This window comes from Candidatus Darwinibacter acetoxidans (assembly GCF_041936445.1).
Lineage (GTDB): Bacteria > Bacillota > Limnochordia > Darwinibacteriales > Darwinibacteriaceae > DTU010.
On the sequence record NZ_JBHGXH010000154.1, the window covers coordinates 31,452 to 50,904 of the forward strand.

General features: G+C 61.1%; 17 protein-coding genes. 12 read left to right on the forward strand and 5 right to left on the reverse strand.

All coding sequences use genetic code 11. The features are described from left to right. Nucleotides 1–54: 54 nt before the first annotated feature. Both ACE4YL_RS05750 and ACE4YL_RS05755 read left to right on the forward strand, forming a co-directional pair. Nucleotides 55–2,079 carry a prolyl oligopeptidase family serine peptidase gene (locus ACE4YL_RS05750; RefSeq protein WP_461359977.1) on the forward strand — a complete coding sequence of 675 codons (2,025 nt, stop codon included), beginning with the start codon at nt 55–57 and terminating at the stop codon, nt 2,077–2,079. A 102-nt stretch (nt 2,080–2,181) separates the two neighbouring features. Continuing rightward, nucleotides 2,182–3,198: a 6-phosphofructokinase gene (locus ACE4YL_RS05755; RefSeq protein ID WP_461358628.1), complete on the forward strand. Its 1,017-nt coding sequence runs from the start codon at nt 2,182–2,184 to the stop codon at nt 3,196–3,198. On the opposite strand, the gene ACE4YL_RS05760 is transcribed toward ACE4YL_RS05755, so the two are convergent. After that, the gene (locus ACE4YL_RS05760; protein ID WP_461358629.1) at nt 3,195–3,566 is read right to left on the reverse strand and encodes a YbaN family protein; all 372 of its coding nucleotides are present in this window, start codon (nt 3,564–3,566) and stop codon (nt 3,195–3,197) included. The genes ACE4YL_RS05755 and ACE4YL_RS05760 overlap by 4 nt on opposite strands. An 83-nt stretch (nt 3,567–3,649) precedes the next feature. Between ACE4YL_RS05760 and ACE4YL_RS05765 the strand changes: the two genes are divergently transcribed. Beyond that, entirely contained in the window at nt 3,650–4,018 is a 369-nt protein-coding gene (locus ACE4YL_RS05765) for an arsenate reductase family protein (RefSeq protein ID WP_461358630.1), read from the forward strand. A gap of 142 nt (nt 4,019–4,160) precedes the next feature. Here the strand turns inward: ACE4YL_RS05765 and ACE4YL_RS05770 are convergent, their stop codons facing one another. The 3 genes from ACE4YL_RS05770 to ACE4YL_RS05780 all read right to left on the reverse strand — a co-directional run bounded on the left by ACE4YL_RS05770 (nt 4,161) and on the right by ACE4YL_RS05780 (nt 9,191). Then, the gene (locus tag ACE4YL_RS05770; protein WP_461369354.1) at nt 4,161–6,098 is read right to left on the reverse strand and encodes a S8 family serine peptidase; all 1,938 of its coding nucleotides are present in this window, start codon (nt 6,096–6,098) and stop codon (nt 4,161–4,163) included. A 27-nt stretch (nt 6,099–6,125) separates the two neighbouring features. Then, nucleotides 6,126–8,093, reverse strand: coding sequence for a S8 family serine peptidase (locus tag ACE4YL_RS05775; protein ID WP_461367203.1), 1,968 nt, complete (start codon nt 8,091–8,093; stop codon nt 6,126–6,128). A gap of 171 nt (nt 8,094–8,264) precedes the next feature. Further along, entirely contained in the window at nt 8,265–9,191 is a 927-nt protein-coding gene (locus tag ACE4YL_RS05780; RefSeq protein ID WP_461358633.1) for a lysophospholipase, read from the reverse strand. A 128-nt stretch (nt 9,192–9,319) separates the two neighbouring features. On the opposite strand from ACE4YL_RS05780, the gene ACE4YL_RS05785 reads away from it, so the two are divergent. From ACE4YL_RS05785 to ACE4YL_RS05795, 3 genes are read left to right on the forward strand one after another with little or no spacing between them, the layout of a single operon-like run. Continuing rightward, on the forward strand, nt 9,320–10,408 hold the full coding sequence (locus ACE4YL_RS05785) for a DUF362 domain-containing protein (protein WP_461358634.1): 1,089 nt from the start codon (nt 9,320–9,322) through the stop codon (nt 10,406–10,408). Between the two features lie 22 nt (nt 10,409–10,430). Further along, complete coding sequence (locus ACE4YL_RS05790) at nt 10,431–11,426, forward strand: M23 family metallopeptidase (protein ID WP_461358635.1); 996 nt, start codon at nt 10,431–10,433, stop codon at nt 11,424–11,426. A gap of 13 nt (nt 11,427–11,439) precedes the next feature. Then, nucleotides 11,440–11,859, forward strand: coding sequence for a nuclear transport factor 2-like protein (locus ACE4YL_RS05795; RefSeq protein WP_461358636.1), 420 nt, complete (start codon nt 11,440–11,442; stop codon nt 11,857–11,859). A 12-nt stretch (nt 11,860–11,871) separates the two neighbouring features. Here the strand turns inward: ACE4YL_RS05795 and ACE4YL_RS05800 are convergent, their stop codons facing one another. Then, nucleotides 11,872–12,450: a thioredoxin family protein gene (locus ACE4YL_RS05800; RefSeq protein ID WP_461358637.1), complete on the reverse strand. Its 579-nt coding sequence runs from the start codon at nt 12,448–12,450 to the stop codon at nt 11,872–11,874. A gap of 127 nt (nt 12,451–12,577) precedes the next feature. Between ACE4YL_RS05800 and ACE4YL_RS05805 the strand changes: the two genes are divergently transcribed. From ACE4YL_RS05805 to ACE4YL_RS05830, 6 genes are all read left to right on the forward strand, one after another. Then, nucleotides 12,578–13,633, forward strand: coding sequence for a LacI family DNA-binding transcriptional regulator (locus tag ACE4YL_RS05805; protein ID WP_461358638.1), 1,056 nt, complete (start codon nt 12,578–12,580; stop codon nt 13,631–13,633). Nucleotides 13,634–13,719: 86 nt separating this feature from the next. Then, complete coding sequence (locus tag ACE4YL_RS05810) at nt 13,720–14,097, forward strand: peptidase associated/transthyretin-like domain-containing protein (RefSeq protein WP_461358639.1); 378 nt, start codon at nt 13,720–13,722, stop codon at nt 14,095–14,097. A gap of 160 nt (nt 14,098–14,257) precedes the next feature. Beyond that, nucleotides 14,258–15,730 (forward strand): MATE family efflux transporter, encoded by a 1,473-nt coding sequence (locus ACE4YL_RS05815; RefSeq protein WP_461369355.1) that lies wholly within the window; start codon nt 14,258–14,260, stop codon nt 15,728–15,730. A gap of 10 nt (nt 15,731–15,740) precedes the next feature. Continuing rightward, nucleotides 15,741–16,409 carry a hypothetical protein gene (locus ACE4YL_RS05820; protein WP_461358641.1) on the forward strand — a complete coding sequence of 223 codons (669 nt, stop codon included), beginning with the start codon at nt 15,741–15,743 and terminating at the stop codon, nt 16,407–16,409. A gap of 14 nt (nt 16,410–16,423) precedes the next feature. After that, on the forward strand, nt 16,424–18,100 hold the full coding sequence (locus ACE4YL_RS05825; protein ID WP_461365272.1) for a hydantoinase/oxoprolinase family protein: 1,677 nt from the start codon (nt 16,424–16,426) through the stop codon (nt 18,098–18,100). A 4-nt stretch (nt 18,101–18,104) separates the two neighbouring features. Beyond that, a complete protein-coding gene (locus ACE4YL_RS05830) occupies nt 18,105–19,448 on the forward strand; it encodes a histone deacetylase family protein (protein WP_461359983.1) in 1,344 nt (447 codons plus the stop codon). Nucleotides 19,449–19,453 lie beyond the last annotated feature (5 nt).

Sequence of the window (19,453 nt, forward strand, 5' to 3'; positions counted from 1 at the left end):
GCGCCTGGCTGGCGAACTTTCTAAGGTGGACTACACTGCAAAAGGAGCGGAAGCATGCAGACCAAGAAGGTAAATGTGGTTGAGGACTATCACGGCACGCCGGTGGCGGATCCCTACCGCTGGCTGGAAGACAGCGGCGATCCGGAGGTGCAAGTTTGGGTGGAGCGGCAGAACGCCCTCACCGAAGCGTTTCTGCAAGGGGAGGACCCCCGTCCGGCCATCAAGGCCCGCCTGCAGGAGCTTTGGAACTATCCCAGGACCCAGCTGCCCCGCCGGGCCGGTTCCTGGATCTTTTTTGAAAAGAACAGCGGCCTCCAGAACCAGCCGGTGCTCTACCGCCAACGGGGCCTCAGCGGTGAGCCGAAGATGGTTTTGGACCCCAACAGCTGGAGCCCAGATGGAACTGTGGCCATGAGCAACTACAGCGTGGAAGAGGGCGGCCGGTTCGTGGCTTACACCGTTTCGGTCCACGGCAGTGACCGCCAGGAGATCCGCATCCGGGATCTGGAAAAAGGCGAGGATCTCCCGGAGGTGCTGCGCTGGTGCCGCTTTACCAACATGGCCTGGTTCCGGGACCTGGGCTTTTACTACACCCGCTATCCCGCGCCTGGGACGGTTGACCCCGGGGATGAAAGCAACTTCAACCAGGTCTACTGGCACGCTTTAGGCACAGACCAGGAGGAAGACGTCCTGATCTTTGAACTTCCCGAGCGCAAGGAGCTCAGCTTCCATGTGAGCTTGACCTGGGATCAGCAGTATCTGCTTCTCCACGTCTTCGAGGGCACCGACCGGCGCAACGGCCTTTACTACCGCCCCCTGGGGGGAGAGCCTGGCTTTGTCCATCTGTTTGAGCCAGGGGAGGCCAGCTACCGCTTCTTGGGCAGCCATGGCTCCACCTTTTATCTTGTCACCAACTTGGAGGCTCCCAGGGGCCGGATCATCGCGGTGGACTTGAAAAATCCAGGCCGGGAGCAGTGGGTGGAAATCCTGCCGGAACAGGAAGATGTGATCGACCAGGCCTGCTATATAAGCGGCTGCTTCGTGGTCTCCTTCCTGCATAACGCCCATTCCCGCCTGAGCATCTACGACCAAAGCGGGAGGTACCTGAAAGATGTGCAGCTGCCCACCATGGGTTCTGTCCAGGGCCTGTGGGGCAGGCAGGACGAAAAGGAGTTCTTCCTGAGCTTCACTTCCTTCCTGCACCCCGCGGCCGCCTACCACTACGAGTTTCCCAGTGGTCAGCTTAAGCCCTTTGGCGAGCTGAAGCTCACCTTCGACCCGGCGGACTACGAGACTAAGCAGGTGTTCTACCCTTCCAAGGATGGGACCCAGGTTTCCATGTTCTTGGTGCACAAGCGGGGACTCAAGCTCGATGGTCAAAACCCGAATCTGCTCTACGGCTACGGCGGGTTTAACATCGCCATCACGCCAAGTTTTTCCCCTGGACGCCTTTGGTGGCTAGAACAGGGAGGCGTGTATGCTGTGGCCAATCTCCGGGGCGGCAGCGAATACGGGGAAGAGTGGCATCGCGCGGGTATGCTGGAAAACAAGCAAAATGTGTTCGACGATTTCATCGCCGCGGCTGAGTGGTTGATTGAGAATAAGTATACCAGTAGGGAGAAGCTGGTGATCGAGGGGCGCAGCAACGGGGGGCTCTTGGTTTCCGCGGTGCTGGTGCAGCGTCCCGAGCTGTTCGGCGCTGTGGTCTGCGTGGTTCCCGTCACCGACATGCTCCGTTTCCATAAATTTACAGTGGGCCGCTACTGGGTACCGGAGTACGGCAATGCCGAAACTAATCCTGAGCACTTCCAGTTCCTCTACAGGTATTCGCCCCTGCACAATGCCGCGCCCGGGGAGTATCCCCCCACCATCATCGTCACCGCCGATGGCGATGACCGGGTGGTTCCCGCCCATGCCTACAAGTTCAGGGCTGCTCTGCAGGGGGCGCAGCGGGGGGCGGCACCGATTCTGCTCCGAGTAGATACGAAGGCAGGCCATGGCCACGGTAAACCCACGGCAAAAATCGTGGAAGAACAAGCGGATATTTATGGTTTTTTAGTTAAAGTCCTTGGAAATTAGGCATATCCACCGCGAAATTGGACTAAGTATAGAAGGAAAATACATGGACAACTCGAAACCTGTGAAGCGGGTTTCGAGAAGGATAGCAAGGAGGAGGATATTTTGAAGTTCGCGGTTTTGACTGGTGGAGGAGATTCATCTGGGATCAATGACTTCCTGTACTTTTTAGCCCAGCGCCTGGAAAGGGAAGGGCACAGCCTGATTGGTTTCCGCCGCAGCTGGCTGGGTTTGGTGAACAACGACGCAGTTGAGCTGGGAAGAAAATGCCTTGCCCAACATCGCTTCACCCCGGGAACCATCTTAGGCACTGAGCGTAAGAATCCCATCAAAGACGGAGAAATGGACAAGGTCTTGGCGAGTCTCGAAGACCGCGAGGTGGACGTACTGATCGCCATGGGCGGTGACGACACCTTGGGGGTGGCCAATCACCTGGCGGGGATGGGCTTTACCGTAGTGGGCGTGGCCCAGACCATCGACGATGACGTGCAGGGCACCGACCGTTCCCTGGGCTACTACACGGCCATCTACCAAGGCGTGCGCGCTGTGAACAGCATGGTGAACAGCAACGTGGCCCATGACCGGGACATGATCGTGGAGATCATGGGTCGCGATGCGGGCTGGTTGGCCTTGGGAGTGGCGGTGAACACCCCGGCCTGCGCCTGCATGTGCCCGGAGGGGGCCATGACCTTTGATGAGATGGTGAGCGCCATGGAGCGGTACCGGCGGGAGAACGGCCAAGCGGCTTTGGCCATCGTGTCCGAGGGAATCCAGCTGGAAGGCGTGGAGCGGGCTGGACTGCAGCGGGATGCCTTTGGCAACATCGCCTACGCAGGGGTCAGCCACATCGTGGGGGATCTGTACAAGCAGCGCACCGGCAGGAACCCCCGGGTGCAGGTGATGGGATACATGCTCAGAGGCGGAACGCCCGTGCCCCAGGATGTGGAGCTGGCGGCTTTCTACGCCAACTACGCGGTGGATCTGGCCCTGGCCGGCCAAACGGGCCGCCTAGCCGGTCTGCAAAACGGCAAGCCCACGGCGGTACCCCTTTCGGAAGTGGTGGGCCAGAAGAAGCTCTTGGATCTGGCTGAACTGAAGGAAAAACTGGCGCTTCTGGCTTAAGCTTCTGCCACCCTTTCCTTCAGCCGGAGGATATAGTAACTAACCGCCAGGCCCACCAGGGCCAGGAAGAGACGCACCGCGGGCAGGGGGATCAAGAGCATGGAAATGAGGAGTGACGGCCAGAGGGTGCTTAGGGCCACTACCTTGGCCCTGCGGGGAACAACCCGCCGCTCCAGGTAATCCTTGAGGCCCCGGCCCAGGAGGCGGTGGTTCACCAGCCACCGGTACAGGGAGGGGGAGCTGCGCAGGTAGCAGTAGGCCGCAGTCAAAAGCAGGGGAGTGGTGGGCAGTACTGGCAGAAATAAGCCCACCACCCCTAAACCCAAAGCCAGCGTTCCCAAGGTGAGCAGCAGATACTTCTTCAGCATGGTACACCTCGCAGACTAGTGCTGGTTAGATTATAGGGTAGGCTGGTATTGAGTTCCAGACTAGATTAGTTAGGAGATTGGTAATGAATTATGTACTGCTGTGCTATCCCCGCTGAGGGACCTGCCGCCGGGCCAAGGCTTGGCTCGATGAACAGGGCATCCCTTACCAGTATCGGGATATCAAAGAGGACAAGCCCTCAGCGGATGAACTGAAGGCATGGGTGGAAAGGTCCAGGCGCCCCTTGAAGAGCTTTTTCAACACCAGCGGGCAGAAATACCGGGAGCTGGGGCTGAAGGATAAACTGCCCAGCTTGGGCCCTGAGGAACAGATCGCCATCCTGGCCAGCGATGGTCTCCTGGTGAAAAGGCCCCTGCTGGTGGGGGATGAGTTCGTGCTGGTAGGCTTTGGGCAAAAGGAGTGGGAAGAGGCGCTGCTGAGGCCCCAGGGCTGACCAAGGTACGTCTGGCGGTGCAAGGAAACTTGCGGTGGTGGCCGCGATATCTGCTGCGCTGAGAAAAGCCCCTCGGCACTTCACATCTGGGAAGTGCGGGGGGCTTAATCATTGCTGCGCCGCCATTTTGAATGGAAAAGGGCTACGGCGCCCCAGCTTCCACAACGAGGAGCCGGGTGGGGGGCAGGGTAAGCTCGCTATCCAGTTCCAGGATTGTGCCGCTTACGGTGTAGCTCTTACCCGACTCTAAAGTGATCAGATCCGATTCGTTGAAATAGTCCCCCGGCTCCAAAACATCTCCGGTGCGCTGCACATCCACCCAGGCCATGATCTGGTACTCACCTGGTGGAGCGATCAGCTCGAAAGATCCGCCCTTGGCGGGCAGGGTGGTTTCCTTCACCACCTCGACTCTGTTGCCTGTTCTCCTACCCACCACCAAGCGCATCTCTTCCACCGCATTCACGGCCCAGTAGGCATTGATCAGCCCATAACCGTACTCTTCGCTGAACTCCGCGGGGCCCAGGGGCATACTCGCAGCTTGGAGTATCTCCCTGACCTGCTGCGGCGGGATCCCCGCGGCCAGCATCAGCCCGATCACACCGGAGATGTGGGGGGTGGCCATGGAGGTGCCCTCTTTGTACCCATAGTCACCGTCATAGGCGGTGCTCAGGACGCCATCGTCTTCTCCGTTCCCATCTGTATCGTTATGGATATCGCCCCCCGGTGCCATCACGTCCAGCCCCGGACCGTAGCTGGAATAGCGGGTCCGCTGCGGCTGGTGGGGGTAGTTGTAATCCACTGCCCCCACGGCGATCACCTCGGGATAGCGGGCGGGATAGTACACCCCAGGCCCCCAGCCGTTGCCAGCGGCAGCCACCAGGATGCAATTTGTCTCCCGGCTGATACGCTCCACAGCATCCCGTAGATGCACCATCTCGGCGCGGCTGCCCAGGGAGAGGTTGATCACGTCCGCTGGATAGGGGTTGCGGGGCTTGTCCGGTTCATCCAAGAGGCCCGCGGCATAGAGCAGTCCGTGGACGAGTTCCCACTCACCTCCCCGGCCCCTCTCGTTCAGGACCTTAACCGGCAGCAGCTCCACATCCCACATGACCCCCGCCACGCCCAGGCGGTTGTTGGTGGCTGCGCCGATGGTGCCGGCTACGTGGGTTCCGTGTCCGTAGTCATCGTCGAAGTCATCGTTCCCGGCCACGAAGTTGTACCCATAGCGGTGGTCCAGCTTCGCTGCCAGCTCTGGGTGGTCTTTTTTCACCCCCGAATCCACCACGGCGATGCGGATGGAGGTATCGCCTGTCACCACGGACCAGGCCTGGGGCAGGCGGATTAAGGGATAGTGCCACTGCTGGCCGTAGAGCTCATCGTTGGGCTGAACAACACCCAGGGCCAGGACCTTCCCATTGGGCTCGGCGTACTTGATACCAGGTGCGGAAAGGGCCCGCACCAGCCCCTGTTCCCACCTGTCCGGAACCTGCACCAGGTAGGCGTTGAGGATGGCCAGGCGATCCAGGATGACCAAGCCCAGATCCTCTAGGATCTTGAGCTGCTCCTGGGCACTTACGCTTTCCTCGAAGGCGATGATCAGCTCTGAGGGTTCGAAATCCATCTCGTACCAGTCCGGGCTTTCCGCAGCAGGCCATGAAACCCCAACAGTCTGGGGCCCATAGTTTACCTGGAATGGGTCCACAACGGAGCGGGGGAAGCTGTGCTCCACCGCAATGGTTCCGGAAAGCACTGCGCCGACCACGGCGGTGAAATCCACTGTGGAGGTTCTGTGGACCTGCTTGTAGGGTGGTAAGAACACCCAGCCGGGCAGCTCTGGCCGAATCACGGTGGTTCCCTTGAGGCCCGGGAGGATGTAGCGGCCCTGTTCATCGGTTCTTGTGCTTTTCTCCACCTGGCCTGTGGCGTAGATGAGCACATCTGCCAGGGGATTGTCGTTCTCCTCCATCACGGTGCCTTTGATCGTGTATTCCCGGGGGGGACCCCACCAGAAGCAGGCGCTGAGCAGGAGTGAAGCTAGAAGCAGGGGCAGCCATCTCATGCTGGAGCGAATTAGGGCCAAATCTAGCACCTCTTCCCTGTGGAATATCTAGTTGATGCGCTGAACCTGCAGGAGGGCTGTGCCGGCGGGTTTGAGGTCCGCATCCAGTTCGAAAACGGTGCCCAGGACCTCATAGCTGGCGCCATCCTCAAAATGCACTGGCAGGGACTGGTTGAAATAATCTCCAGGTTCGAGGGTGTTCGTTCCCGTTTGAACGTCCACCCAGGCAAAGACCTGGTATTCCCCCTCGGGGATCCCCTGCAGCTGGAAGCTGCCGCCCTTGGAAGGCAGCGCCGCTTCCCGCACCGGGATGATCTCACTTCCTTCCCTCCTGCCCACCAGGAGACGCATGGTGTCCGCACCATTTACCGCCCAGTAGGCGTTGATCAGCCCATAGCCGTATTCGGGGCTGAACTCCTGTGGGCCCAGGGGCATGCTGGTGGCTTGGAGGACTTCTTTTACCTGCTGCGGGGGGATGCCGCTGGCCAGCATCAGGCCCACAACACCGCTCACATGGGGCGCGGCCATGGAGGTGCCGGCCATGTAACTGTAGCTCCCGCCGGTGTAAGTACTCAAGACGCCGCCCATCGACCCGTCTCCCCCTGGAGCCATCACATTCAGCTCTGGGCCGTAGTTGGAGTAGGAGGTCCTGCGGGGTCTAGACCCAAAACCGGAGTCCACAGCACCCACCGCGATCACCCCGGGGTGGGCCGCGGGATGGTAGACAGGAGCTCCGTAGTCATTGCCCGCGGAGGCAACTATGATGCAGCCGCTTTCCCTCAGGATCAGATCTATGGCATTGTCCACATGCCCCATTTTGTCTGGGCTGCCCAAAGAGAGGTTAATCACCTGAGCTGGGCGGGGGTTAAAGGGCTTGCCCGGCTCATCCAGGAGCCCCGCGGCATAGAGCAGGCCTTGGGCCAAAGCCCAGGAGGTGCCGCTCCCGCTTGCCGAGAGGACCTTCACGGGTAGGATCTCCACATCCCAGAGCACCCCGGCCACACCGAGGCCGTTGTTGGTGACCGCGCCGATGGTGCCGGCCACATGGGTTCCGTGACCTCGGTCATCCGCGAAATTCCTGCTGCCCTGGACGAAGTTGTACCCGTACTCCTGGTCCAGCTGCCTAGCTAGGTCCGGGTGATTGGGCTGGATGCCCGTGTCCAGCACCGCGATGCGGATGGCTGTGCTGCCTGTGGTTACCGACCAAGCCTGGGGCAGGCGAATGAGGCGGTAGTGCCACTGATCGGGGTAGCGGGGGTCAGTGGGATGAACTGTGGACAGAACACTGACCCTGGCATTCGGCTCCGCATACTGAACCTCGGGCCGGGCGAGGGCACTGATCATGCCCAGCTGGTCAGGGCTGCTGTCCCTCACTAAGTAAGCATTGAGCACCCGCAGACGATCCAGGATTTCGTAGCCCAAATCGGCCAAGACCTGCAGCTGCTCAGCCTCGCTTAGGCTTGGGTCAAAGGCGATGATCAACTCTGTGGGATCCGCTTCCCACTCGCTTAGCTGGCTTTCCCCCAGGGGCCGGTGGGCTGCCTCCTGCACGTCCACCACCGAACGGGGGAAGCTGTGTTCCACGCCGATCGTTCCCGCGAGGTTCGCACTGCCTCCTACGAATACGGCTGTAACCTGGGTTTCTGAGGTGATGGTGATCTGGGCTGGGTTAGCCTGGCCCGTGAGATCCCCGGTCCAGTGGCTGAACTCGTAGTTAGGCGCAGGCCAGGCGGTGAGCTCCACAGTAGTTCCATGGGGATACTCGACGCCTTCGGCGGAAGCTAGGAGCCTTTCTTTCACTGTGCCTTTCCCTTCAACTGTGATGAACAGGGGGTAGGTTTTCAGGCGTCCCGTGAAGTCCAGATCGCTTCTTTCTCCATCCACCATCTGCGGCTCGGAGAAAATCCAGTTGTCCTTCTGGGCCCGGATGATCGTGGGCCCCGTGAGGCCCGTGAGCTGGTAAGAACCGTCGCTGAGGGTGGTAGATGTCATGGGGTTTTGTCCCTCAGCGATCATCAACACATCTGCTATGGGCGCGCCCTGTTCATCCCTTACATAGCCCGTAACGCTTTAAGGTTCGGGGGTGGGCAGGGACCCTCCCCCTGTGGAGCAAGCGGTAAGCAGAAGTAAAGCCATCAAGAGCGGCAGCCCGCCCGGGCGCATCAGCTTCAAAGAAAACATCCTTCCTTATGGGAGCTTGTCCACTTGTATTCGCAGCCACTTGGCAATATCCTCCATGACCTGGTCTTTGTTCAGCTCATTGAGGAGCTCATGCCTAGCCTCTGGATACAGTTTCAGCTCGATATTGGTGATGCCGTGGTTTTTCAGCAGGCCCACAAACTGCCGGACGCCCCGGCCGTAGCCGCCCACGGGATCCGCTTCGCCGCTCAGTACAAGGAGGGGCAGCTCTTTGGGCATGCCCGCGATCTCTTGGGGATCGTGGATCAGTTGCAGGCCCGTGAGCAGGTCAAAGAAGAAGCCCGAGCTGCAGACCATGCCGCAGTGGGGATCGTCCATATACTTTTGCACTTCCCGCACATCCCTGCTGAGCCAGTCGAACTTGGTGCGGGGGTTTTCGATGCGTTTGTTGTAAGCGCCGAAGCTTAACTTGTCCAAAAAGGCACTGGGCTTGGTGGGGTCCCGGCGCATCTGCCAGCGGGCGATGAGCTTCCCCAGCCGGGCAGCAAAGCCCGGGTCACCCGCGGAACCCATGATGATCGCGCCGGTTACTGCCTGACCATACCTCTGCAGGTAGCGCCGGACCAAGAAGGAGCCCATGCTGTGGCCGAAGAGAAAGAGGGGTAGCCCCTGATGCTCCTCTTTGGTCTTGGTGGAGATGAAGTGGAGGTCATCCACCACCCGGTCAAAGCCCCGCTCTGGGGCGAAATAGCCCATGAGCCCGGCCTTTTCTCCGGTCTGGCCGTGGCCCCGGTGGTCACTGGCAACTGCGATAAACCCCCGCTTGTTGAGGAAGCTGGCCAAGCCCCCGTAGCGCCCGCTGTGCTCAGCCATGCCGTGGGCGATCTGCACCACGCCCTGGGGGTTTTCCACCTCAGCCCATTTACGCACGAAGATCTCGGTTCCATCGTCCACCTGCACGAAAAGCGTCTCCATGACCCGATCCCTCCCGCTGAATGCTTATGGTAGATTTTCCATACCGCGGGCCAGACTCCTTTCCAGGGGCAAAGGGTTTTGCCCTTGGCGGGTGGAATAACAAACCCGACGGGAAGGAGCGAAGCAGCATGATCGATGGTATCTATGTAAGTTACGGACACAAACCCGTGGAGATGGTCCAGGAACTTCTCCAGCACCTCAACCTGGCCAGGTCCATCGCCCCTGGGGCCCGCATCGGGCTAAAGCCCAACCTGGTGGTGGCCCGGCCGGCCTGGGAGGGAGCCACCACTTCACCGCAGCTGGTGGAGGGGGTCATTCAGTACCTGCAGGATCATGGTCACAAAAACATCGTGGTGCTGGAAGGCTCCTGGATCGGCGACAGCACCCGCCGCGCCTTTCAGGTGTGCGGCTACACGGAACTGGCCGAAAGGTACGGCGTGGAGCTGGTGGATTTGCAGAAGGACAGCTTCCACCCCAGGAAGGTCATGGAGCTGGAACTCTTGGTGTGCGACGAGCTCAGCAGGGTGGATTTCTTGATCAACCTCCCGGTCCTTAAGGGCCACTGCCAGACCAAGATCACCTGCGCCCTGAAGAACCTCAAGGGCTGCATCCCCAACCAGGAAAAGCGCCGCTTCCATACGTTGGGGCTGCATAAGCCCATCGCCTATCTGAACAAGGCGGTGCCCACTGATCTGGTGATCGTGGATGGGCTCATGGGGGATCTGGACTTCGAAGAAGGGGGCAACCCCGTGCAGATGGACCGCATTCTGGTGGGAAGCGACCCTGTGCTGGTGGATTCCTATGTGGCGCACCTTTTGGGCTACGACCCCGAGGAGATCGGCTATCTGCCCCTCGCCGCGGAGCTGGGGGTGGGCCGGCTCTTTGGGCCGGACACGGAAGTTGTGGTCCTGCGGGGAGCCCACGCAACCCAGCGCATGCAGCCGACCCGCAAGGTGGCCCGGCTGGCCCGCCTGGTGCAGGAGGATCAAGCCTGCTCCGCCTGCTTCGGCAGCTTGATCCATGCCCTGGCCCGCTTGGATGAGCGGGGGCTTCTGCCTTCAGTTCCCCGGCCCCTCTCCATCGGCCAGGGGTTTAGGGGCAAAACCGGACAGGGCCTCGGCATCGGCAGCTGTACCCGGGGCTTGGGGGATTACGCGCCGGGCTGTCCCCCCAGTGCCAAGGCGATTTTGGACTTTTTGGCAGAGCGGTTGTCATAGATAAAAAGGTGGGGAAGTGAACATGAAAAGGTTTCTCTGCTGTTTAGCGGCGGTGCTGCTGATCGCGGTGAGCTTGGTGCCGGCGGAGGCCCAGGGGGCCGCGGCCACGGGCCGGGGTCTGACCGAACTTTTCTTCCGCGGGGCCTCCGCTGAGCTTTGGGGGATGTTCTCCCCTGAGCTGCAGGCGGCCTTCGGCACCGAGGATGGTTTCCGGCAGTTCCAGGCGCAGGTGGTGAGCGCCTTTGGCTCCGGGGCGGAGCTGGTCCATGAGGAAGTCTCCCTCCTAGGGGAGTGGTGGGTGTATCAGGGTCTGCTCCAATTTCCAGGCGTAGAGGTTTATCTAGCCATCCAGTGGGCTTTTGATGATCGGGAAGTGATCGGCGGCCTGTATGTTACCCAAGTTCCCAAGGAGGCTCCCAGCCAGTTTCTGGACTACGAGACCAAGACCGAGCTTTATCTGCCCTTTACCGGTGAATGGTACGTCTATTGGGGCGGGCGCTCCATTGGCCAAAACTACCACGCCGCAGATGCTGCCCAGCGCTTTGCCCTGGACTTTTTGGTGCTGGAAAATGGCTCCTCCCATGCCGGTGCCGGCACCGCCAATGAAGACTACTACGCCTTTGGCCGGCCCATTTTGGCCCCCGCTGCCGGCTTGGTGATCGCCGCGGTGGATGGCATTGGGGACAACATCCCCGGCAGCATGAACCCCGAGCAGCCTTTGGGCAACCACGTGGTCATCGACCACCAAAATGGTGAGTATTCGTTTTTGGCCCACCTTCAGCGGGGCAGCGTGGCGGTGCAGGTGGGGGATTGGGTGGAACCGGGGGATCTATTGGGGCTCTGCGGTAACAGCGGGAATTCCAGCGAACCGCACCTCCATAACCATCTGCAAAACACCCCTGATTTCCCTGGGGGAGAGGGTCTGCCGGCCCTTTTCCGCTCCTATCTGGTCGATGGCGTTTTGGTGGAGCGCGGCGAGCCGCTGCGGGGCCAGTTTGTAGCTCCTGCGGAAAAGTAGCGGGGGATGGGCTGTGGACAAGGGGCAGTTAGTCAGGGAATATTGGCGGGAGGTGGCCACCCAAAACGAGGCTGGCCTCCGCTCCTATTTCGCACCACATGCCGTGATCAACTGGCACAACACCAAGGAGCAGTTCTCCGTGGAGGAGTTCATCTGCGCCAACTGCGGGTACCCTGGGAAGTGGCAGGGCCAGGTGGAGAGGATCGAAGTGGTTTCCGATGATCTGGTTATTACCGCCACTCGGGTGTGGGCTGTGGACGGTGGGTCTTCCCACCATGCGGTCTCCTTCTTCAGGTTTGCCGGCGCCAAGATCGTGCAGCTCGATGAATATTGGGGTGAGGATGGGCCTCCGCCCCAGTGGCGGCTGGAAAAACAGATCGGCAGGCGGCGCTGGAACAAACAGGGACTGCCCCCTGGGAGGCAGCCCCTGTGAGAAATTTGCTCCCTAAACCAGATCGCACGCCTCAGGAGGCATCCAGTGGGCAGGTTTGCCGTCCCATTTGATGTTGCAGCCGATGGGGTTGGTGAGGGGAGTGGTGATGGGTTTCCCGGCGATGAGCTCCTCTAAGGCGTTTTCCAGATCGTAGGTTGTGATCTTTTCCGGCTGGCGGGGGTTATCCACAGCCCGGCCTGTGTACACCAGCCTGCGCTCCTTGTCGAAGACGTAGAAGTGGGGTGTGCGCAGCGCCCCGTAGGCTTCAGCCACCTCCTGGGTGGCATCATGCAGGTACACCCAGGGGAAGCGGTGTTCTTCCATGCGCTTCACCATGTTCTCATAGGAGTCTTCCTCGTAGGTGTTGGCGCTGTTGGAGTTGATCCCCACGAAGGTGACCCCGTGCTTCTGGAATTTCTCCACCGTGCGGCGGGTCACTTCATCGGAGTTCTGCACATAGGGGCAGTGGTTGCAGGTGAAGAAGATGACCAGGTAATCGCTGGTGAAATCACCCAGGCTGTAGTATTTACCGTCTGTGGCTAGAAGTCTGAAATCGGGAGCCTTGCTCCCCAAAGGCAGTGTATACGCCATATTATCAACCTCCTTGGCTATATCTTTCCACAACGGTAAGGATTTTCCTCCCCTAGGGAGCAGCGGGCCGGAAACAGGAACTGGCCCCAGGTTTAGAGAATACCCAGAGGCAGGGGGTGGGCAGAAGATGAAGGGCCAAAACAGAACCAAAGGGTCCATTACCATGGCGGAGCTAGCCAAAATATGCGGCTACTCCAAAGCAACCGTTTCCCGGGCCCTCTCCGATGATCCCCGGGTGAAGCCGGAAACGAAGGCCCTCATATTGGAAATGGCCCGGCGCTACAACTATCGGCCCCACACCGTGGCCAGCAACCTGGCCCGGCGGCGCACGAAAACCATTGGACTGATGTTTCCCTCCGCGCCCCGCACCATCGCCGATCCCTTTTTCCTGGAGTATCTGCATGGAGTGAGTGAAACCCTCTTTGAGCAGGGGTTCAGTTTGCTGATCCCCCAGGTGCGCCAGCAGCGGGTAACCGAGACCATTGAAGAGCTGGTGGCCCACCGGAGGGTGGACGGCATCATCCTCACCGAGCCCCGCCTGGAGGATGAGCGCATCGTGCTGCTCCAGGAATCCAATGTCCCCTTTGTTTTCTTGGGCAGCACGGTCAAGGAGGATGTTTCTTGGGTGGATGGTGATAATAGAGGGGGGATCTGCCAGGGCGTGCGGGCTTTGGGGGCCCTGGGCCACCGCCGGATCGCGGTGATCTTAGGCGAGGAAGGCCTGGTTTCCACAGAAAAAAGGTTCCTGGGCTATCAGGACGGTTTAGCCGCCTTGGGGCTAAAGTTGGATCGGGATCTGGTCTGGCCCGGGGATTTCACCCGCCAGGGGGGTTACCGGGCGGTGGTCAACCACCTGGACCAAATCAAGGCCGGGGATGTCACCGCGATCATGGCCTGCAACGATCTTATGGCCATCGGGGCCATCCAGGCCCTGAATGAAGCAGGAGTGAAAGTACCTGAGCAGGTTTCCGTGATGGGTTTCGACGGCATTGAGGTGGGCAAATACCTCTCGCCGCCCCTGACCACGGTGCAGCAGCCCGTGTATAGCCTGGGGCGGGAGGTGGCCCGGGTGCTTCTGGGGTTGATTGCCGAAGAGCACGGGACCGTGCACCTCACCCTGCCTGTGACCATCGTCAATGAGACCAACACCATCGGGCCGGCCTCTCCCCGGGGAGCGGCTTGAGCCTTCCGCGGCTCCGGACGCATTGGCGCAAATTGGAGCGAATGGTATATTATGCAGCGCAGGGAGATTTGGAAAGGAGGCTTGCCATGAGAAAGGGACTGCTGGTGGCTGTACTCCTCGCGGCTGCCCTGCTCGCGGGCTGCGATGGGCGGCTGCTTTTGAGGATGGACATTCCCATCGTGATTGACCCGGCACCGCGCTATCAAGGTGAGACGTGGGGGTATCTTTCCTACGATCCTTATACCGAGCATATCCGCTTGGACAGCAAACCCCACCGCGGCGGACGCTACCGTCCCCTGACCAACGCCAGCGTGAGCGTGGTGGGAATGGGCATCACGGTGCGCACGGACAAAGACGGCTACTTCTATATTTACGGAGTGCCCTACGGACGCCTGGAGCTGAAGGTCCAGCACAGCTGGATCGGCCCCCGCAGCGGTGTGTACTTCACCACCCAGGGCCGCTGAATCTCGGCGCCAAACCAGCATGAACCTCAGGGTTTCTGCTGGTTTTTGCTTTGGAGCAGGAACTGGGCTGGCAATGGCTAAATAAGAATTATGATGAGCCGCGCCGCCAGCGGCTGGCGCCCTCATTGGTAGAACATCCGTAGTAAAGGAACAGGATAGAATGGAACAAAGTGAAACCATGCAGGCCGAGGGGAAGCTGGAGGGGCAAAAGGGCCCCCGGGCTCTGGCCTTGGTGGAACCTGGAAAAGACGAGATCGAAGTGGAGCGGGTGAACAGAAAGCTCCCCGCGGGCATCACCTCCAAGATGCTCTATGCAGACGTTCTGCGCATTGCCTGGCCGTCGCTGGTGGAATTGACCTTAACTCAACTGACATCCATGGTGGACTTGATGATGGTGGGGGGGTTGGGCCCCTGGGCCATCACGGCTGTGGGGCTGAGCGTACAGCCTCGTTTCTTATCCATGCTCATGTTTGTGGCCATGAATGTGGGTGCCACCGCCATGGTGGCCCGCTACCGCGGCGCCGGAAAGCCCAGACAGGCCAACGAAATCCTGCGGCAGGCTCTGTTTTTATCCCTGATACTCTCGATCATTGCCGGTGCCCTGGGTTATGTGTACGCCGAGCGGCTGATCGCCTTTATGGGCGCCGCTGACCCGGAAACTCTGGCCGGCGGCACCATCTATCTGCGGATTCAGATGCTGACCCTGCCCATCTTCGCCCTCACCGCCACCATCACCGCCGCTTTGCGGGGCGTAGGCCATACCCGGGTGGCCATGGTCTACAATATCGTGGCCAACGTGGTGAACGTGACCTTCAACTACCTGTTGATCCACGGCCACTTGGGCTTCCCCCGTCTGGAAGTGGCAGGTGCCTCCTTGGCCACATCCATCGGCCAGGTGGCAGCCTTCATCATGGCCTTGGCGGTGGTGCTGCGGGGAGATCACTATCTACACCTGAAGCTGAGGGACGGCTTTCGGCCCCAGTGGCAGCACCTGTACAATATCTTCAACATCGGGGTCCCTTCCATGTTCGAGCAGGCGGCCATGCGGGCCGGCGCCATCATCTATGTGCGCACCGTGGCCTCCCTGGGCACCCTGGCCTACGCCACCCACCAGGTGGGCATGAACATCCAGGCCCTTTCTTTCATGACCGGACAAGCATTTGCCGTTTCCGCCACCTCCCTGGTGGGGCAGAGCTTAGGCAAGAAACGTCCCGACATGGCCCAGAGCTACAGCAACCATACCCGCCGGCTGGGGTTAATCATCTCGCTCATCTTGGGTGTCGTCTTCTGGTTTTTCGGGGGACAAATCGTCGGTCTCTACACCGATGAGCCCCAGATCATCAGCCGAGGGGCCCGCATTTTGAAGCTGGTGGCCTTGGTGCAGCCCGCCCAGTCTTCCCAGTTCATCCTGGCAGGGGCCCTGCGGGGGGCGGGGGATACCCGGGCCACCGCGGTGATCACCTTCCTCACGGTGCTTTTCGTCCGGCCTTCCCTGGCCCTTCTGGCCATCAATAAACTGGGCTGGGGCCTGGACGGCGCCTGGATCGCTTTGGTCGCGGACCAGCTGCTGCGTTCCGGTTTGATTCTGCTCCGCTACCGCTCCGGGCGGTGGAAGAAAATCCGCATAGAGTGAGGCGAAGGGCATGGCAGGTAAAAAGTGGGAGAAGGTTACTTGGGGCCTGCTCCTGCTGGTCCTGGCGGTTTTGGTTACCCTGGCCTGGCCGGGGGAGCAGCGGGCAGGAGAGCCGAAGGCTGACCTGCGCGCCTACCTGCCGGCCTTGGTGGGTACCACCTATCATTTCGCGGGTTCAGGCATGGAGTTTGCCGCCTTCAGCCGGCGGATCACCTTCGCCGGGGAAGGCCTGCTGCAGCTGGAAGACCTCAGCGGAACGAACCTGGCCATGGTGGTTGAGCACGGGCCCCATGAGCTCAAGGCGATCTACGCGGAAGAGGAGTTTTACGAGGAGCGGAGCCTTTTGGATGAAGCGGCCCGCCGGGAAAGGGAACTGGGGCGGGAAGTGGAGCTGATCTGGCTCCAAGCGCCCCTTAAGGTGGGGCACAGCTGGAGCGATGAGAACTTCACCCGGGAGATTGCCGCGGTTAACCAGGTGGTGGAAGTGCCCCTGGGGGTCTTCCACGATGTGGTGGTGGTGAAAAGCCTAAGCCGCGCCGCCCCCGAGACGGTGCTCTATGAGTATTACGCCAAGAACGTGGGGTTGATTAAGCGGGAGTTTCTTCTGGATGTTGGCGGTGAGCCTTACGCGGTAGTCTCGAGCCTGGAGGGCTTGGGCTCTCCTGCGAACCGGTGGTAAAAGGAGGGCTGCCTTTGTACCTGATCGGCATTGATGTTGGAGGTACCCATACAGATGCTGCCCTGCTCAGGGATTCCAGCGTAGTGGCCCTGGCCAAAGTCCCCACTGACCATGGGGACTTGTTTGCCAGTACTAGAAAGGCCTTGGAAGAGATTTGGCACTTCTATCCAGGGGATGGGCCCTGCCGCCTGCAGCTTTCCACCACCCTTTCCACCAACGCCATTGTGGAGGGCAAGGGAGCGCCCACCCAGGTGGTGGCGGTGCCTGGGCCCGGTGTGAACCTGGCCAGTCTCGATCTGCCCTTTACCGTCCACGAGCTGTCTGGGTATATCGACCACCGGGGCAGGGAGGCGTATCCCCTGGATCCCCAGGAGCTCCAGGGCCTCAGGGGCCTTTTGGGCAGGGGAGAAGGGGAGGCGGTGGCGGTTGTGGGGAAGTTTTCCCAGCGCAACCCCGCCCACGAACAGCAGATCGGCGCTGAGCTGAGCAAATGGTACCGGGGCCTGGTTACCCTGGGCCACCGGCTTTCCGGCCGGGCGAACTTCCCCCGGCGCATGATCACCGCTTTTCTCAATGCCAGCGTGGCCCGGCGGCAGCTGGACTTCGTCCAGACCTGGCGGCGGGTTCTGCAGGATCTGCAAATCCCCCTGCAGGAGGTGCTCATCCTCAAGGCCGATGGGGGCACCATGACCTTGGAGGCATCGGTGGAGCGCCCCATCGAGACCATTCTTTCCGGACCTGCCGCCAGCACCATGGGTGTCCAGGCCCTAACCTCCCGCCAGGAGCCCAACTACCTGATTGTGGATATCGGCGGCACCACCACCGATCTGGCCGCGGTGGTGGAGGGGGAAGTTCTCTTTGAGCGGGATGGCGCGGTGATCGCCGGCTACCGCACCCTGGTTCCGGCGGTGCTCACCCGTTCCATCGGCCTGGGGGGAGATAGCGAACTGCATTTCACCCCCGAGGGGGGCCTAGTGATCGGCCCCAGGCGGGCCGGCACTCCTTTGTGCCTCGGCGGGGAGCGGCTTACCCCCACAGATGCCGTGTCCGCCTTGGAGCTGGCCCAGGTGGGTTCCAGAGCCAAGGCCCAGGCCGCGCTGGAGGCCAAGGGGAGGGAGCTCGGCCTTTCCTGGCGGGCCTTGGCGGAACAGATCATCGAGGCCTTTGTGCACCAGCTGGCCCAGGCCGTGGAATCCCTCTACCGGGAGCTGGAGGGCATGCCCCTCTACACCGTCCGGGAGGTGCTGAACCCGCCGGATCTCAGGCCCCAGGCGGTGGTGGGTTTGGGGGCGCCGGCTCCGGTGTTCATTCCCAAGCTAGCTGAGGCCCTCCAGCTGCCCCACGAGGTGCTGCCCCACAGCGCCGGGGCCAATGCCATTGGCGCGGCCGCGGCGGCAGCCACCTTGAGCCTTACTGTGCACGCGGACACCGAGCTGGCCAAGCTCACCATCCCGGAGCTGGGCCAGCAGGAGGACATCCCCCGCCCCCTCTTCTTTGATCTGGACAAGGCCCGCAGCCTCGCGGAAGAGCGCCTGCGGGAGCTGGCCAAGGAGCGGGGCCTGGGGGAGAGCGAGGAGATTTACGTTGTGGAAGAGGAGAGCTTCCAGATGGTGCGGGGCTTCCGCACCGTGGGCAAAAGGTTCATGGTGCGGGTACAGCTGCGGCCCCAAGTACGCAGGGTGAGGGGGTGAGGCCGTGGGCAAGACAGAACCAGTGGTGGGTCTAGTCTTTTTCCCCGCCTTCGACTGGTGCATCACACCTGATCATCCCGAACGGCAGGAGCGCCTCTTGTACACCAGGGATCAGATCCAGGAGGAGGGCCTCTTTGATCATCCCCGCATCCGGGAGTTCCGGCCCCGCCTGGCGGACCCTGGGGAAATCCTGCGCACCCACGTGGTCCTGCCCAGTCTAGAGCGGAACATCACCGAGTCGCACCGCATCGCCGCGGGGGGGACCATGGTGGCGGGGGATCTGGTGGTGGACGGAGTGGTTGATCGCTCCTTTGCCCTGCTCAGGCCCCCGGGGCACCATGCCAACCGCATCGTCCACGGGGCGAGGGGCTTTTGCGTGATCAATAACGAAGCCATTATGGTGGACCATCTCCGCTCCCGGCTGGGGCCGGATCTGCGGGTGGCCATTGTGGATACCGACGCCCACCATGCCGATGGGACCCAGGATATCTTCTACAACGATCCCGGCGTACTCCACATCTCCCTGCACCAGGATGGGCGCACCCTCTATCCCGGCACAGGTTTCCTTTCTGAGCGGGGGGGACCTGCGGCCTACGGGCAGACGGTGAACATCCCCCTGCCCCCGGGCACCGGCGATGAGGGCATGCTCATGGCCCTGGAGGAAGTGGTCCTGCCTATCCTAGAAGAGTGGCAGCCTGATCTGGTGATCAACGCGGCAGGCCAGGATAACCACTTTTCCGATCCCATTACCAACATGGGCTTTTCCGCCCAGGGCTATGCCCGCCTGACCGATCTTTTGGCCCCGGATATCGTGGTGTTGGAGGGTGGCTATTCCATCGAAAGCGCCCTGCCTTACATCAACGTGGGACTGCTTTTGGCCTTGGCGGGCCTGGATTACTCCAAGGTGCGGGAACCGGGCGGGGGCCGCCGCAGCCAGAGCCGGGAGATCACCAGGCAGGTGGCGGAGATTTGCCGGCAGGCCAAGGAGCTCTGGGACACCCGAGGGCAGGTGGATCTGAAGGAAGTCTTTGGTTCGGGACCCTTCTTTGAGCGGCGCCGGCAGATCTTCTATGACACAGACCAGATCATGGAAAGTCAGCAGGAATACATCCGCCTCTGCCCCAGCTGTCCAGGCTGGCGGGTGATCTACACCAGTTCCACCCGGAACCGCACCCCCGCGGCCGCGGTGCTGCTCCCCTGGAAACCCTGCGCCTCCTGCCAGGGGGAGGCCCGGGAGCAGTATGGAGAGCTGGAAAAGGATCAGCGCTTCAGCCAGGTGATTTGGCAGGAACCCAAAAGCGGGGCTGGGCAGGCGCCCACGAATCTACGGGGCAGTGAACCACGCTAGGAGGA

Excerpts from the sequence above, each read along its gene's own strand:
- ACE4YL_RS05815 (WP_461369355.1), top strand. The coding sequence starts at position 14,258 with ATGGAACAAAGTGAAACCATGCAGGCCGAGGGGAAGCTGGAGGGGCAA.
- ACE4YL_RS05805 (WP_461358638.1), top strand. The coding sequence starts at position 12,578 with ATGAAGGGCCAAAACAGAACCAAAGGGTCCATTACCATGGCGGAGCTA.
- ACE4YL_RS05760 (WP_461358629.1), bottom strand. The coding sequence starts at position 3,566 with ATGCTGAAGAAGTATCTGCTGCTCACCTTGGGAACGCTGGCTTTGGGT.
- ACE4YL_RS05790 (WP_461358635.1), top strand. The coding sequence starts at position 10,431 with ATGAAAAGGTTTCTCTGCTGTTTAGCGGCGGTGCTGCTGATCGCGGTG.
- ACE4YL_RS05800 (WP_461358637.1), bottom strand. The coding sequence starts at position 12,450 with ATGGCGTATACACTGCCTTTGGGGAGCAAGGCTCCCGATTTCAGACTT.
- ACE4YL_RS05775 (WP_461367203.1), bottom strand. The coding sequence starts at position 8,093 with ATGATCGCTGAGGGACAAAACCCCATGACATCTACCACCCTCAGCGAC.
- ACE4YL_RS05820 (WP_461358641.1), top strand. The coding sequence starts at position 15,741 with ATGGCAGGTAAAAAGTGGGAGAAGGTTACTTGGGGCCTGCTCCTGCTG.
- ACE4YL_RS05810 (WP_461358639.1), top strand. The coding sequence starts at position 13,720 with ATGAGAAAGGGACTGCTGGTGGCTGTACTCCTCGCGGCTGCCCTGCTC.
- ACE4YL_RS05750 (WP_461359977.1), top strand. The coding sequence starts at position 55 with ATGCAGACCAAGAAGGTAAATGTGGTTGAGGACTATCACGGCACGCCG.
- ACE4YL_RS05780 (WP_461358633.1), bottom strand. The coding sequence starts at position 9,191 with ATGGAGACGCTTTTCGTGCAGGTGGACGATGGAACCGAGATCTTCGTG.
- ACE4YL_RS05785 (WP_461358634.1), top strand. The coding sequence starts at position 9,320 with ATGATCGATGGTATCTATGTAAGTTACGGACACAAACCCGTGGAGATG.